This window comes from Stenotrophomonas muris (genome assembly GCF_052751275.1).
Genome location: NZ_CP199879.1, coordinates 1,292,442 through 1,304,830 on the forward strand (window position 1 = coordinate 1,292,442; position 12,389 = coordinate 1,304,830).

Genomic DNA, 12,389 nt, shown 5'->3' on the forward strand with positions numbered 1-12,389 from the left:
ATGTTACATAGTAACAATTGGAGCCTCTCCCATGAAGCGTTCTGCTGCTCTTTTCCTGCTGCTGGCTGCCAGCGCTGCACAGGCCCATGATGTCCGCCAGCTCGGTGCGCACGTACACGGCCAGGCCACCGTTGATCTTGCGCTTGACCAGCAGACGCTGGAATTCGCCCTGCAGGCGCCCGGCATCGGCATCCTTGATTTCGAGCGGCCGCCGGCCAATGCAACCGAGCAGGCCGCGCTGGCGCGTGCGACTGCGCTGCTGCAGGGCGGCAGCTGGGTCACCTTGCCCACCGCCGCGGGCTGCCGCCTTATCGCGAACGATGCCAGGGCCGAGGGCTTCGGTGCGATGGCTGCCGCGCCGCCGCCCGGTCAGCATCGCCACGCAGGGTTCAGCGCAACCCTGCGGTACCAGTGCGCCAAGCCTGCCGGGTTGCGGGCCATCGTCGTGCGCCTGCCCGCAGTATTCCCGGGCCTGCACGAAGTGATCGTCAACAGCACCACCGCCCATGGCCAGAACCGCAGCGTGTTGACCGCGGACAATCTGCGCGTGGTGCTGGCACCGTGAGCATGCGACCGGTGATCGTGCTGGATGGCGTGCAGTTCGGCTATGGCCGGCGGCTGGTGCTGGACGTGCCGCGGCTATGGATCGAGCAGGGCAGCAGCGTGCTGCTGCGCGGAATCAGTGGCGGTGGCAAGAGCACGCTGCTGGGCCTGCTGGCGGGCGTGCTGCTGCCCGGCAAGGGCCGCATCGAGGTCGCCGGCCACGCGCTGCAGGCGATGCGTGGTGCCGCGCGGGATCGCTTCCGCGCCGACCACCTGGGCGTGATCTTCCAGCAGTTCAACCTGCTGCCGTTTCTCAGCGTGCGCGACAACATCGCACTGGGCCTGCGCTTCTCGCGCCTGCGCAGTGCGCGCATCAGCGGGCCGTTGAATGCCGAGATCGCGCGACTGCTGCAGGCCCTGCAGCTGGACCCCGGGCTGATGCAGCGCCGCGCCGGCACGCTCAGCGTCGGCCAGCAACAACGCGTGGCGGCGGCACGCGCGCTGATCGGCAGCCCGGCGTTGCTGCTGGCTGATGAGCCGACCTCGGCGCTCGACCGCGACGCGGCGACCGCGTTCCTGAAGCTGATGTCGGCGCAATGCGAGGCGGCCGGCACCACGGTGCTGGTGGTCAGCCATGACGACAGCCTGCAGTCGTTGTTCGACCGCACGATCGCCTTGTCCGAGATCAACCAGGCAGGTGCCGGCCATGCTTGAGCTTGCCTGGGCCAGCCTGCGCAGCCGCGCGTTGAGCGTGGGCCTGACCGTGCTGGTCATCACCCTCAGCGTGGTGCTGTTGCTGGGTGTCGAGCGTGTGCGCACGCAGGCGCACGAAGGCTTCGCCAGCACGGTGTCGGGCACGGACCTGATTGTCGGTGCGCGTTCGGGGCCGGTGAACCTGCTGCTGTACGCGGTGTTCCATATCGGTGACCCCACCAACAACGTGTCCTGGCAGTCCTACCAGGCGCTGTCCGCAATGCCGCAGGTGAAGTGGGCGGTGCCGCTGTCGCTGGGCGATTCCTGGCGCGGCTACCGGGTAGTGGGTACCACTGGCGGCTACTTTGAACACTATCGTTATGGTTCCGGTCATGCGCTTGCCTTTGCACAGGGGCGGCCCTTTGATGATCTGTATGACGCGGTGATCGGCGCGGAGGTGGCACGCGCGCAGAAGGTCGGCCTCGGCGACGAGATCGTGCTGGCGCACGGCACCGGCGCGGTCACGCTGGCCACGCATGCCGACAAGCCGTTCCGGGTCTCCGGCATCCTGCAGCGCACCGGCACGCCGGTGGATTCGTCGCTGCTGGTCTCGCTGCCGGCGATCGAGGCCATCCACGTCGACTGGCGCTCGGGTGTGCAGCTGCGCAGCCAGAGCGTCAGTGCCGAGCAGGCGCGCCACCTCGATCTGACCCCGACCAGCATCACCGCTTTCATGCTCGGCCTTAACTCGCGCATCGCCACCTTTTCGGTGCAGCGCAGGATCAACGAGTATCCCGAAGAGGCGATGCTGGCGATCCTGCCCGGGGTGACGCTGCAGCAGCTGTGGCAGTCGCTGGGCACGGCCGAGCGCGCACTGCAGCTGATCAGCGCGATGGTGGTGTTGCTGGGCATGGTCTCGCTGGTGGCGTTGCTGGTCTCGACGCTGCAGCAGCGGCGGCGCGAGATGGCGATCCTGCGTGCGACCGGCGCGCGGCCGGGTTACATCGCCGGCCTGCTGGTAGTGGAAGCGGTGGCAACCAGTGCCGTGGCCTGCGTGCTGGCGTTGGGGCTGCTGGTGGCCGCCAGCATGGCCGGACGCGGCTGGGCCCTGGCCACGTTCGGCCTGTCCATCACCCATGTCTGGCCGGATGGCCGCGAGCTGGCCTGGGTGGCGGGTGTGTTGGCGATCAGCGCGGTGGCCGGGCTGGTGCCGGCGTTGCTGGCCTACCGGCGCACCTTGGCCGATGGTCTGTCGCCGGGAGGCTGAGCATGCGCTGGATGCTGTCATTGCCGATGGTACTGGCGCTGGCAGCCTGCGAGCGGCCGGTGGATACCGGTGTGCAGGCGTTGCCACCTCCGCCGGTTGTCGACCACGCTGGCGCTGCGGATGCGGCGGAGCAGGAACTGGACTGGTTGCAGATGATGCCCAAGGACGAGCTGGCCGCGCTGGAGCGCGGAGAGGGCCCGGAGGTGGAGCACAACGGCAACCGGCGCATGCCGCAGTTCGGCACGTTCCGTACCGTGGATACGGTGCTGCAGCGTCCGGTGCGCCTGCCCGGCTACGTGGTGCCGCTGGCCACTGCGCAGGACGGGCGCCTGACCGAATTCCTGTTCGTGCCGTACTACGGCGCCTGCATCCACGTACCACCGCCGCCACCGAACCAGATCGTGCACGTGGTGCTGCCGCGCCCGATCGCCATGCCGGACATGTACTCGCCGTTCTTCCTGGCCGGCACCCTGCGTGCCGAGCGGCTGGATGATGATCTGGCCGGTTCCGCCTACACCATGCGCGATGCCCAGCTGAGGCCCTATGAACCGTAGCACTGTGTTGCTGCTTGGATGCGTCTGGTTGGCAGGCTGCACGTCACCGGGCGGTGATGCCGTGGTGGCCACGCCGCGCGACAAGCCGTTGCCCTCCGCCGCGCCCGAAACGCCTATCGACCGCTGGGACGCGCTGCGGCCGGACGAAGTGACCTATCAGCGCCCGCCCCCGCAGATCGGCTTGTCACGCAATGGCATGGACGGGGTGGGCGGCCTGATCGACGACACCGGCTCGGGCACGCCACCGGGGCAGGAAATCGACCATTCCAGCCCGGATCGCGCCAAGCAGTTCGGCTCTTCGCGCGTGGTCGACGCTGTCGACGGTCGCGCGGTGGATCTGGATGGCTACGTGGTACCGCTGGGCACCAATGATGCCGGCCTGGTCGATGAGCTGCTGTTCGTGCCGTTCTACGGTGCGTGCATCCACGTACCGCCGCCGCCACCGAACCAGATCATCCATGTGACCCTGGCCACGCCGATCGCGCTGGGCGATCTTTGGGACCCGTACCGGTTGGCCGGCCGCCTGCAGGTGAAGCGCTTCGATGCGGACATTGCCAGCGCGTCCTACGATGCCGCAGCGGCCACGCTGACGGCGATCCACGACTGATGCGCATGCGCTGGATCCTGGCTGCCGGGGTGCTGGTGAGCGCAGTCGTGCTGCTGGTGTGGTGGCAGCGGCAGCGCGCACCCACCGCGCCGCCGTTGGTCGCGTTTCCAGCACCGGCGTCCGACGCCAGCCAGCGCATCGAACAGCGTTTGGGTGACGACCACGCGTTCCGCAACGACGTGCTGTTCCTGCTTGCGGCAACAGTGCGCGACCGCTGCCAGCCAGCGCAGGCGGGGCTGCTGGCGCGCATGGCCAATCGTGCGTCGCTGCCGGTGCTGGCGGCGGTGAGTGCGGTGACCCAGCAGGATCCATCGCTGGACCGGCCGATCTACCAGTACATCCAGCACCGCGCCGACGCGACGCAGTGCGGCCATCCGCTGCAGATGCCGTTGACCGGTGGGCGCAGCATGGCGTTGGACATCGAACAGTACGCGCGCACCTTCCCGGACAGCTACTTCGACCCGCAGCGCAGCAGTGAACCCCGGGACTTTGGTGGACGGTCGTTGCAGCAGCGCGCTGGCAACGCCTGCAACAGCGTGGTGTATTCGGTGCTGCCGCTGGGTGGCACCGACTGGCGGTGCAGCAGCCTGCGCGCGAATGCCCGCGCGCGGGTGCGCGGCCTGTGCGAGGACGAGCTGCGGCGCCAGCACGGGGCAACGGGCGGGGAGCTGGACATGGCCGTGGGGCAGGGCATGCAGGCGGCGGTGGTATCGGCCATCGCCGCGTTGCCGGAGGACTGTCGGTAGCGACAAATCATGTCGTTAAGCATTCCCGAGTCATGCAGTACGCTAGATTCCGAGCTGTGCAGCCGTGTAGTTGCCGACGTTCACCGGATTGGAGACAAGCCACTGCATAAGGGCTTGATCCTTGGCAACGCCTCTGGATAGCGCTGCTTGCCATGAGTTGTGTCCATGAGAGTCCGCGTCAGTTGCAAGCATGCGCTTCAGCTCGTTCTCCAGTTGAATGGCGGTCTGGTACTTTGCAGCGATCTTGCTACGGAAGTCTCCCCAGTAGCCCTTTGCCCATGTTCCGAAGGCGGCGGAATCGACCGATGTGCGGACATGATGCTTTACCCGTTCTCGGGTGGCCTTGTATTGCGGTAGTCGAAGCAGCTGGAATTCTGGCGCGCACCATGGTTTTCTCACCTTGATGAATACAAGCGGAGCGTCAAGAATTGCACTGTCAAAGTACGGATGAAGTGTGGTTTGTGGCACTCCAGGCTTGTTTGCATTTCCCCGCTTCGAATTGCACGTTCCACAGCATGGGATCAGGTTGGGAGCAAAGATCGAGAACTCGGGGTAATTGGCCTTCGGCAGGTGATGGTCGATTGTGCGCGCACCGAGGCCGCCGCAAACAGGGCAATGATTGAGGCTGTGATCGTGATGGAGCCTATCTATCCAGTCCAGTGATGCCGTGGTGGCTTTGCTTGAATAGGCCGTTCGAAGTTCATCCTGGGCATTCTTCGGCAGGGTGATTGCTGCCAGGCCCATAGCATTCTTCTTGACGTAATCCTGGTATGCGACACGCAATGACCAGATTGCGGGTTCTATGGCTGTGTAGGCACCACCAACTCGGATGAGTCTTGCGCCATCGGCGCGACGCGGTCCTGGCAAAGATCTCATGAGCTCTGCTCCTCAATGCCCCTGCGGATTTCTGTTAGCATTTCGGTGCTTATCAGCCCGGAAAGATCTTTTATGACCTCTTTCATGGAGAGGTTCGAGTTGATGATTTTCTTCACAATCTCATTGGAATGGCGGGGGACGGAATCGTCGCCAAATATCGCAAGCGACAGCAGCGTCGGGCTTGCTCCCAGCGTTGGAAGATAGACATGCTTGGTGGAAGTTCCTTCTTCCGTTCGGGTGAGGACGTGTGTGCAATGCGTTGGAACCTCGCGCACGACATGCACGGAGTGCGTTGCGATCAATGCCAGCGACTCGAAGGTGCTTGCTACTTGATTCAACAGAAGCATGAGTTGAGAAATCAGATTGGGATGTAGGTGGGTCTCTGGTTCATCGAGAATAATCAAAGACCCCTTGGATATGAATGATATTATGTGGATGGCAAACCTTAGATAGGTTCGTTGGCCGCTACTGATGCGAACTCGAATTCCTTCATCGTTGAAGAAGGCAATGTCTCTGTCCTCGGCGAGGGCTCCGGTAAGTTCCAATGTGCGTTGTTCGCCCGCATGGCGCAGATGTTCAAGCTTTATCCAATATCCCTCCTGATCCGAAAAGATCGCGCGGTCGTCAATACCTTCCTCGACTGGAAGGCATAGGTCGCTCCAAGGGATGTGGTCTTGGCAATACTTCTTAAGCCAACTGTAGCGATCCGGTCCGACCTCACCCACTGGATCATGATCACGCAGAAGATCAACCATCGCCCGAGCGCATCGAGTATTCGAGTCGCTTCTTGGATTCCCAGTAAGTCCCGATGTTAGCGAAAAATGCAGATAATCGAAGCTCGACGAGGGGTGGGTATGGGTTGGATACTGGTGTTCGAACTCCGTCGAGTACGCGATCACTCTGGAGAAGTGGTTGGCATAGGAAGGCTGGGCAACGCCATCGAAGTAGCCCAGGGTGACGGCGCCATGTTCTCGAGGCCCATTCCAGTCATACTCAAGCAGGGAGCGCTGGTCTCCGGCCAGTGTTCTGACAAGTGAGGCCAGAATTCTGGATTTGCCGACTCCATTCTTGCCAACGATGCAATGGATGCGATCGGCTACGTAGTCGTTGTCCCGATGGATGAATGGTATGCACACGTCTCCCGTGCTCGCGAGCGTAACGTCGTATTGAAAGTCGATCCTTGCATCGGCGGAGGCGTTGCCAGTTCGACAGAGGTATCCGGTACGAAACGCGCGGTACGCCCCAGCGTTGCGGAGCACGCCGAGCCGAAATTCATTTGATGCCCGGATTCTTTCGACGCGTGGACCGGGGGTTTCGGCGAGTTCGAGGGTGATGTCATGCAGCTGGCGCAGGATGGAATGGTACTCGGCATCGCTTCCACACCAATCCTTTAGTGCCCGATAGTATTTTTCCCCTGCCAGGAGGGTCGCGAAAGAGGGGGGGCGCTGCTGCGGTGCCAGTCGCGGCAGTGAGATCCTGATACCAGGCACTGAATTTTCTGTGGATGGTTTCTCCGTCAAATGGAATAACGTAAAGACTTAGGTTTAGGCGAGGCCTCTTCTTTGCCGTGAGGGCGGCCTCTGCATGGAAGTTGAAGCCGAAGTCGTTCCAGCTTTGGCTGACGGGATGAATCTGTATGCCTTCTTCTATCTCTGCTCTGCCAAAGATCAGATGCTCTGTCGTCATGAAAGAAAGTCCTCGGTTCCCTTGAGGTGAAGGGCGTCACTCGCTAGAGAAAGTTGAATATTTCACGCTATAGCGGCGGCTGTACATGAACCTGAAGAGGTGCCTTTGTCTTCGGCAAACCGGCTAGTCGCGGAGTACCTGCTTGACTTGGCCTGAACAGTATCGAGATTGGTCCTCATAACTATACAGGACATCCTGTATAGTTATCGCCGTAATCCACCCCCACCAGGTTCTCCCATGGCTTTGTCCCAGCCCTTGGCCGGTGCTCCGGCCCTGTCGCGTGCCCGTCGCTGGGCACTGTTGTTCACCGTCGCCGCCGGCCTGCTGCTGGTCACGCTCGACAACTCCGTGCTCTACACCGCCCTGCCCACGCTGACCGAGGAACTCTCGGCCAGTGCCGGCCAGGCGCTGTGGATCATCAACGCCTATCCGCTTGTGATGGCCGGCCTGCTGCTGGGTGCGGGTACGCTGGGCGACCGCATCGGCCACCGCCGCATGTTCCTGATCGGCCTGGTGGTGTTCGGCGTGGCATCGTTGGCAGCGGCGTTCGCCGACACCGCAGGGCAGCTGATTGCCGCGCGCGCCTTGCTGGCGGTCGGCGCGGCCGCGATGATGCCGGCCACGCTGGCGCTGATCGGCCTGAGCTTCCACGAAGCGCGCGAACGCAACATCGCCATCGCGATCTGGGGTTCGGTGGCGATCGTCGGTGCGGCACTTGGCCCGATCATTGGTGGCTGGCTGCTGCAGCATTTCTGGTGGGGCTCGGTGTTCCTGATCAACGTGCCGGTGGTCGTGGTCGCGTTCGTGGCCACGCTGCTGCTGGCACCGGAAGGCCAGCGCGACCCCTCGCGACCGTGGGACCTGGTTTCGTCGCTGCTGGCTCTGGCTGCACTGTCCGGCCTGGTGCTGGCGATCAAGTCACTGATCGCTACGCCGCCGTCGTATGCGCTGGGTGCAGGCGCGCTGCTGCTGGCCGCCATCAGTGGTGCGGCGTTCGCGCGCCGCCAGCAGCAGCTGCCGCACCCGCTGCTGGACTTCGCGATCTTCCGCAATCCGGCGTTCCTGGCCGGCACGCTGTCGGCGGTGTTCACCCTGTTTGCGATGGCCGGCCTGCAGCTGGTCACTACCCAGCGCTTCCAGCTGGTGGCGGGCTTTTCGCCGCTGCAGGCGGGCCTGCTGGTGTCGGTGGCCGCGCTGGGCAGCCTGCCCAGTGCGCTGCTGGGCGGCAGCATCCTGCACCGGGTGGGCCTGCGCCCGCTGATCTGTGGCGGCCTGGCCGCAGGTGCGCTGGGTGTCGGCGTGGTGGCATTCGGCTTCCCGCACGGCCTCGGCTGGGTGGTCGCCGGCATGGCGATCACCGGCTTCGGCATGGGTTCGGCCATCTCGGTGGCGTCCACCGCCATCCTCAACAACGTACCGGCGCACCGTGCGGGCATGGCCTCGTCGGTGGAAGAGGTGTCCTACGAGTTCGGCGGCCTGCTGGCGGTGGCGATGCTGGGCAGCTTGAGCGCGGCGATGTATGGCGCATTCCTGCCGGTCTCGGCCGACATGCCCGCGCTTGCACGGGAAGGCTTCACCCAGGCGCTGCACGTGGCACGTGAAAGCGGGCAGGGCGAGTGGTTCGCACTGGCCACGGCCGCGTATGACCGCGGCTACCAGATCGTGCTGCTGGTGATCACGGTGGTGCTGGCGCTGGGCGCGTCGATCATCGCGCGCCTGCTGCGCGGGCGCGTCGGCAGCCGCGTGGGTGCGGCCGATCGCGTAAAATGACGTTATGAGAACCAGCAAGCGCGACCGCATCCTCGACGCCGCCGTCAACGTGATCAATCGTGATGGCGTGCGCGCAGTGACCTTCGAGTCGGTGGCGGCCGAGGCCAAGCTGACCCGCGGCGGCCTGCTGTACCACTTCCCGTCGCGCGAGGCGCTGCTGCGCGGCATCGACGAGCACCTGGTGCAGGCCTGGGAGACGTCGATGGAAACGCTGCTGGGCAAGCGTGCAGACGAAGCCTCGGCGCTGGAGCGTTACCAGACCTTCGTGCGCGTCTCGGCGCAGAGCGCTACCCGTGCCGAGCTGATGTTCATGCTCGAATCGGCCGACCCGGACGCCGATGAGCGCCCGTGGGGGCCGGCGGTACGGCGTTGGGCGCCGTTGCCGCCGTCGACCGGGCAGAGCGACCCGGCCGCGCTCGACAATTTCGTGGCACGGCTGGCCGCCGACGGCCTGTGGATCTACGAGGCGATGTACGAGGGGCAGCTGGATGAAAGCGTGCGCGCCCAGGTGGCCGAACGGATCGCCGGGCTGCTGGCGAAGCCCGATGGAACGTCCAGTTGAGCGGGCAGCCGGCGCGCCGACATCGCCCGTGGCAGAGCCGACCGCCGGTCGGCTGCCCTTCGGTCAGGCCACGGAAATGCCGCTTCGATCGCCCGTGGTAGAGCCGACCGCTGGCCGGCTGCCCTTCGGTCAGGCCGCGGAAATGCCGCTTCGATCGTCCGTGGTAGAGCCGACCGCTGGTCGGCTGCCCTTCGGTCAGGCCACGGAAATGCCGCTTCGATCGCCCGTGGTAGAGCCGACCGCTGGTCGGCTGCCCTTCGGTCAGATCACGAAAATGCCGCTTCGATCGCCCGTGGTAGAGCCGACCGCTGGTCGGCTGCTCTTCGGTCAGATCACGAAAATGCCGCATCGGTAGAGTCGACTGTTGGTCGACTGCCCTTCGGTCGGACAACGAAAATCCCGCGCGTCGCGCGATGGTCGACCAGCGGTCGACTCTACCCCTCATCCATTTACCCAGCCTGCGCGGCGCCCGCGGCCAGCCACGCCCTCGGCGAAGCCCCCAGCCGCTTGCGGAACGCCTTCGACAACGATGCGGTATCGGCAAACCCCACCTCGATCGCCACCTGCTTGACCGCCACGCCGGCCCGCAGCTGCGCGCAGGCCAGGCTCAGCCGCCAGTCCAGCAGGTAGCTGGCTGGCGTTGCCTGCATCACGTCCTTGAACACGGCCGCGAACGCGCTGCGCGACATGCCGGCGGTCGCGGCCATGCGCGGCAGCGTCCATTCGTCCTGCGGTGCCTGGTGCATCGCCACCAGCGTGCGTGCCAGCCGCGCATCGGACAGCCCCCGCATCAACCCGTGGCTGACGCCGGCTGCATCCGGGTGGTCGACCACCCAGCGCAGGATCTGGATCAGCGCCACCTCGAACAGGCGGTTGGTCAGCAGCCGTGACCCGCAGCGCTGGCGATCGGCTTCGGCGAACAGCAGCTGCAGGGTGTCATCCAGTTCGGTGATCGCGGCCAGCGGCACCACCATCACCGGTGGCAGCGACTGCACGATCGGATTGCGCGCGCCACCATCGAAATCCAGCGTGGCACAGGTGAAATCCGGGCCGTCCAGCGGAGCGTTGAAGAACACATGGTGCAGCGGCTGCGGATACAGCAGGAGGCTGGGTGTATCGATCTTCAACCGGGGCAGCGCGCTATCGCCCCCAGGATGACGGACTTCCATCTCACCCTGGCGCAGGATGTGCAGGAACGCACGACCGGGCTGCGGCTCGAAGACATGCTGCCCGCACAGCAGGCCACTGTGGAACAGCGCCGCCTGCACCCGGAAGCGTTCCAGCAGCGAGGAGAGTCGATCTGGCGCAGGGGTGGCGGTGCGCATGCGCATGGACGTATGGACAACATATGTGGCGAATTGAGGACGTTCCGTCCAGGGAGTCTACCTAGGATGAGCGGGTCGTCCAATCCCGGGCGCTTTCCCAAGGAGATCCACCATGTCCCGTGTCCCCCTGATCGATGCCGCCAACACCACCGCCGACCGCCAGGCCCTGCTGGGCCAGGTCCACGCTGCCTTCGGCGCCACCCCGGCCATGTTCCGCGCCGTGGCCAACTCGCCGGCTGCCCTGCAGAGCATGTGGGGTTCGTTCGGCGCGCTGGGCGGCGGTCGCCTGTCGCCGCTGCTGGGCGAGCAGATCGCCGTGGCCATCGCCAACCGCAACGCCTGCGAGTACTGCCTGGCCGCGCACACGGCATTGGGCCGCAAGGCCGGCGCCAGCGGTGAGCAGATGGCTGCCGCGCAGATCGGCCAGTCCAGCGACCCGGCCACTGCGGCGGCGCTCGACTTCGCGTTGAAGGTGGTCGAGCAGCGTGCGCAGATCGCCGACGGCGACGTGCAGGCGCTGCGCGCGGCCGGCTTCGATGATGAGCAGGTCGTCGAGATCCTCGCGCATGTGGCGCTCAACCTGTTCACCAACTACGTCAACGTGGCGTTCGACGTGCCGGTGGACTTCCCGAAGGTCGCGCTGCGCTGAGGTGTACCGGTCCGGGGGACGCAGTGCTCCCGGCCATCCTCAGCGGGCGTGGCCGTCGTGCGCCTGCAGCCGCTCCGGATGGGTATACACATTGAACCCGCTTTCCCGCGCGAACCCGACCAGGCACAGGCCGGCGCTGCGGGCCAGATCGATCGCCAGCGCGGTCGGCGCGGACACTGCCGCCAGCACGCTGGCGCCGGCGCGCACTGCCTTGCTCACCATCTCGTAGCTGGCCCGGCTGGAAATCACCAGCAGGCCGCCTTCGATGGCGTGTTCGTTGTGGTGCAGGGCGCCGATCAGCTTGTCCAGTGCATTGTGGCGGCCGACGTCCTCGCGTACCCAGCCGATGCGCCCACTGGCGTCGGCCCAGGCCGCGGCATGGATCGAGCCGCTTGCCGCATTCATCGGCTGGTGCTGCGCCAGGCTGGCCAACGCCCGCTGCAGGGCGGTGGCGGAATAGCTGCGGCGCTCGCGGATCTGCGGCAGTGGGCGCAGCACTTCTTCCAGCTGGCGCGTGCCGCACAGGCCACAGCCACCACGGCCGGGCAGCAGGCGTCCCTTGTCGGGGTCGAGGTTTGCGCCGGGCGCAGCCTCGTCCACGGTCATCTGCAGCTCAATGCCTTCCAGCTGTGGGTGGATATCGATCGACAGCAGCTGCGAGGGCGCGCTGATCAGGCCTTCGCTGAGCGAAAATCCGAGTGCGAAGTCCTCCAGATCACAGGGTGTGGCCATCATCACGGCAAAGGGGGCATCGTTGTAGCGCAGCGCCACCGGCACTTCCTCGGCCACCACGTCGACCTGCTGCTGTTGCGTGCCGCCGCGCCAGCGCTGCAACGGGCGTTGGGCGGTGCCGGCAGGCGGGGTGTGCGGCGGGATCGAATCAGGCATGCAGCGCGTCCGGACAAGGGAGAAACGCGGGCGGGCCACCGCCGGCGGTTTCGAGGATAGCGCAGTGGTTGCGCGCAGACGCGGCTGTAACCGTTGCCATGGCAGGTTGTGCTGAAATCAGCCGGTGCCCTCTGGCGAAGCGCCGTGGGCCGTGCTTGACTGTGCGGCTGGTCGTGCCACTGAATGCACCGCCGGACCGCGTTGTGCCGTTCGTTGTTGCGTT

General features: G+C 65.4%; 13 protein-coding genes. 9 read left to right on the forward strand and 4 right to left on the reverse strand.

Going from position 1 to position 12,389, the window contains the following annotated elements; genetic code table 11:
- Positions 1–31: 31 nt before the first annotated feature.
- From ACUVWL_RS05795 to ACUVWL_RS05820, 6 genes are read left to right on the forward strand one after another with little or no spacing between them, the layout of a single operon-like run.
- The gene (locus tag ACUVWL_RS05795; RefSeq protein WP_049439542.1) at positions 32–565 is read left to right on the forward strand and encodes a ZrgA family zinc uptake protein; all 534 of its coding nucleotides are present in this window, start codon (positions 32–34) and stop codon (positions 563–565) included.
- Positions 562–1,257 carry an ATP-binding cassette domain-containing protein gene (locus ACUVWL_RS05800; protein ID WP_049439544.1) on the forward strand — a complete coding sequence of 232 codons (696 nt, stop codon included), beginning with the start codon at positions 562–564 and terminating at the stop codon, positions 1,255–1,257. Before ACUVWL_RS05795 ends, ACUVWL_RS05800 begins: the two co-directional genes overlap by 4 nt.
- Positions 1,250–2,503 carry an ABC transporter permease gene (locus ACUVWL_RS05805; protein WP_401746968.1) on the forward strand — a complete coding sequence of 418 codons (1,254 nt, stop codon included), beginning with the start codon at positions 1,250–1,252 and terminating at the stop codon, positions 2,501–2,503. The genes ACUVWL_RS05800 and ACUVWL_RS05805 overlap by 8 nt, the downstream gene beginning before the upstream one ends.
- Positions 2,504–2,505: 2 nt before the next feature.
- Complete coding sequence (locus ACUVWL_RS05810) at positions 2,506–3,057, forward strand: DUF3299 domain-containing protein (RefSeq protein ID WP_049439548.1); 552 nt, start codon at positions 2,506–2,508, stop codon at positions 3,055–3,057.
- Positions 3,047–3,664, forward strand: a complete 618-nt coding sequence (locus tag ACUVWL_RS05815) for a DUF3299 domain-containing protein (RefSeq protein WP_262225076.1) — start codon at positions 3,047–3,049, stop codon at positions 3,662–3,664. Before ACUVWL_RS05810 ends, ACUVWL_RS05815 begins: the two co-directional genes overlap by 11 nt.
- Positions 3,664–4,410 (forward strand): hypothetical protein, encoded by a 747-nt coding sequence (locus ACUVWL_RS05820; protein WP_445978910.1) that lies wholly within the window; start codon positions 3,664–3,666, stop codon positions 4,408–4,410. The genes ACUVWL_RS05815 and ACUVWL_RS05820 overlap by 1 nt, the downstream gene beginning before the upstream one ends.
- Positions 4,411–4,452: 42 nt before the next feature.
- Here ACUVWL_RS05820 and ACUVWL_RS05825 read toward each other — a convergent pair whose 3' ends face one another.
- Positions 4,453–5,154 carry a hypothetical protein gene (locus ACUVWL_RS05825; protein ID WP_241886897.1) on the reverse strand — a complete coding sequence of 234 codons (702 nt, stop codon included), beginning with the start codon at positions 5,152–5,154 and terminating at the stop codon, positions 4,453–4,455.
- Positions 5,155–5,282: 128 nt separating this feature from the next.
- Positions 5,283–6,776: an AAA family ATPase gene (locus tag ACUVWL_RS05830; protein WP_445978911.1), complete on the reverse strand. Its 1,494-nt coding sequence runs from the start codon at positions 6,774–6,776 to the stop codon at positions 5,283–5,285.
- 433 nt (positions 6,777–7,209) lie between these two features.
- On the opposite strand from ACUVWL_RS05830, the gene ACUVWL_RS05835 reads away from it, so the two are divergent.
- Both ACUVWL_RS05835 and ACUVWL_RS05840 read left to right on the forward strand, forming a co-directional pair.
- A complete protein-coding gene (locus ACUVWL_RS05835) occupies positions 7,210–8,742 on the forward strand; it encodes an MFS transporter (protein ID WP_445978912.1) in 1,533 nt (510 codons plus the stop codon).
- Positions 8,743–8,746: 4 nt separating this feature from the next.
- Positions 8,747–9,304: a TetR/AcrR family transcriptional regulator gene (locus ACUVWL_RS05840; RefSeq protein ID WP_032962647.1), complete on the forward strand. Its 558-nt coding sequence runs from the start codon at positions 8,747–8,749 to the stop codon at positions 9,302–9,304.
- A 449-nt stretch (positions 9,305–9,753) separates the two neighbouring features.
- Here the strand turns inward: ACUVWL_RS05840 and ACUVWL_RS05845 are convergent, their stop codons facing one another.
- Complete coding sequence (locus tag ACUVWL_RS05845) at positions 9,754–10,635, reverse strand: AraC family transcriptional regulator (RefSeq protein WP_241886894.1); 882 nt, start codon at positions 10,633–10,635, stop codon at positions 9,754–9,756.
- A 106-nt stretch (positions 10,636–10,741) separates the two neighbouring features.
- Here ACUVWL_RS05845 and ACUVWL_RS05850 point away from each other — a divergent pair, with 106 nt between their 5' ends.
- Positions 10,742–11,278 (forward strand): carboxymuconolactone decarboxylase family protein, encoded by a 537-nt coding sequence (locus ACUVWL_RS05850; protein WP_046430864.1) that lies wholly within the window; start codon positions 10,742–10,744, stop codon positions 11,276–11,278.
- Positions 11,279–11,317: 39 nt separating this feature from the next.
- Here the strand turns inward: ACUVWL_RS05850 and fdhD are convergent, their stop codons facing one another.
- Entirely contained in the window at positions 11,318–12,166 is an 849-nt protein-coding gene (gene fdhD / locus ACUVWL_RS05855; protein WP_445978913.1) for a formate dehydrogenase accessory sulfurtransferase FdhD, read from the reverse strand.
- Between the last annotated feature and the right edge of the window lie 223 nt (positions 12,167–12,389).

Coding starts and splice junctions, on each gene's coding strand:
- ACUVWL_RS05820 (WP_445978910.1), top strand. CDS start 3,664: ATGCGCATGCGCTGGATCCTGGCTGCCGGGGTGCTGGTGAGCGCAGTC.
- ACUVWL_RS05805 (WP_401746968.1), top strand. CDS start 1,250: ATGCTTGAGCTTGCCTGGGCCAGCCTGCGCAGCCGCGCGTTGAGCGTG.
- ACUVWL_RS05810 (WP_049439548.1), top strand. CDS start 2,506: ATGCGCTGGATGCTGTCATTGCCGATGGTACTGGCGCTGGCAGCCTGC.
- ACUVWL_RS05840 (WP_032962647.1), top strand. CDS start 8,747: ATGAGAACCAGCAAGCGCGACCGCATCCTCGACGCCGCCGTCAACGTG.
- ACUVWL_RS05845 (WP_241886894.1), bottom strand. CDS start 10,635: ATGCGCATGCGCACCGCCACCCCTGCGCCAGATCGACTCTCCTCGCTG.
- fdhD (WP_445978913.1), bottom strand. CDS start 12,166: ATGCCTGATTCGATCCCGCCGCACACCCCGCCTGCCGGCACCGCCCAA.
- ACUVWL_RS05815 (WP_262225076.1), top strand. CDS start 3,047: ATGAACCGTAGCACTGTGTTGCTGCTTGGATGCGTCTGGTTGGCAGGC.
- ACUVWL_RS05795 (WP_049439542.1), top strand. CDS start 32: ATGAAGCGTTCTGCTGCTCTTTTCCTGCTGCTGGCTGCCAGCGCTGCA.
- ACUVWL_RS05825 (WP_241886897.1), bottom strand. CDS start 5,154: ATGGGCCTGGCAGCAATCACCCTGCCGAAGAATGCCCAGGATGAACTT.
- ACUVWL_RS05850 (WP_046430864.1), top strand. CDS start 10,742: ATGTCCCGTGTCCCCCTGATCGATGCCGCCAACACCACCGCCGACCGC.
- ACUVWL_RS05835 (WP_445978912.1), top strand. CDS start 7,210: ATGGCTTTGTCCCAGCCCTTGGCCGGTGCTCCGGCCCTGTCGCGTGCC.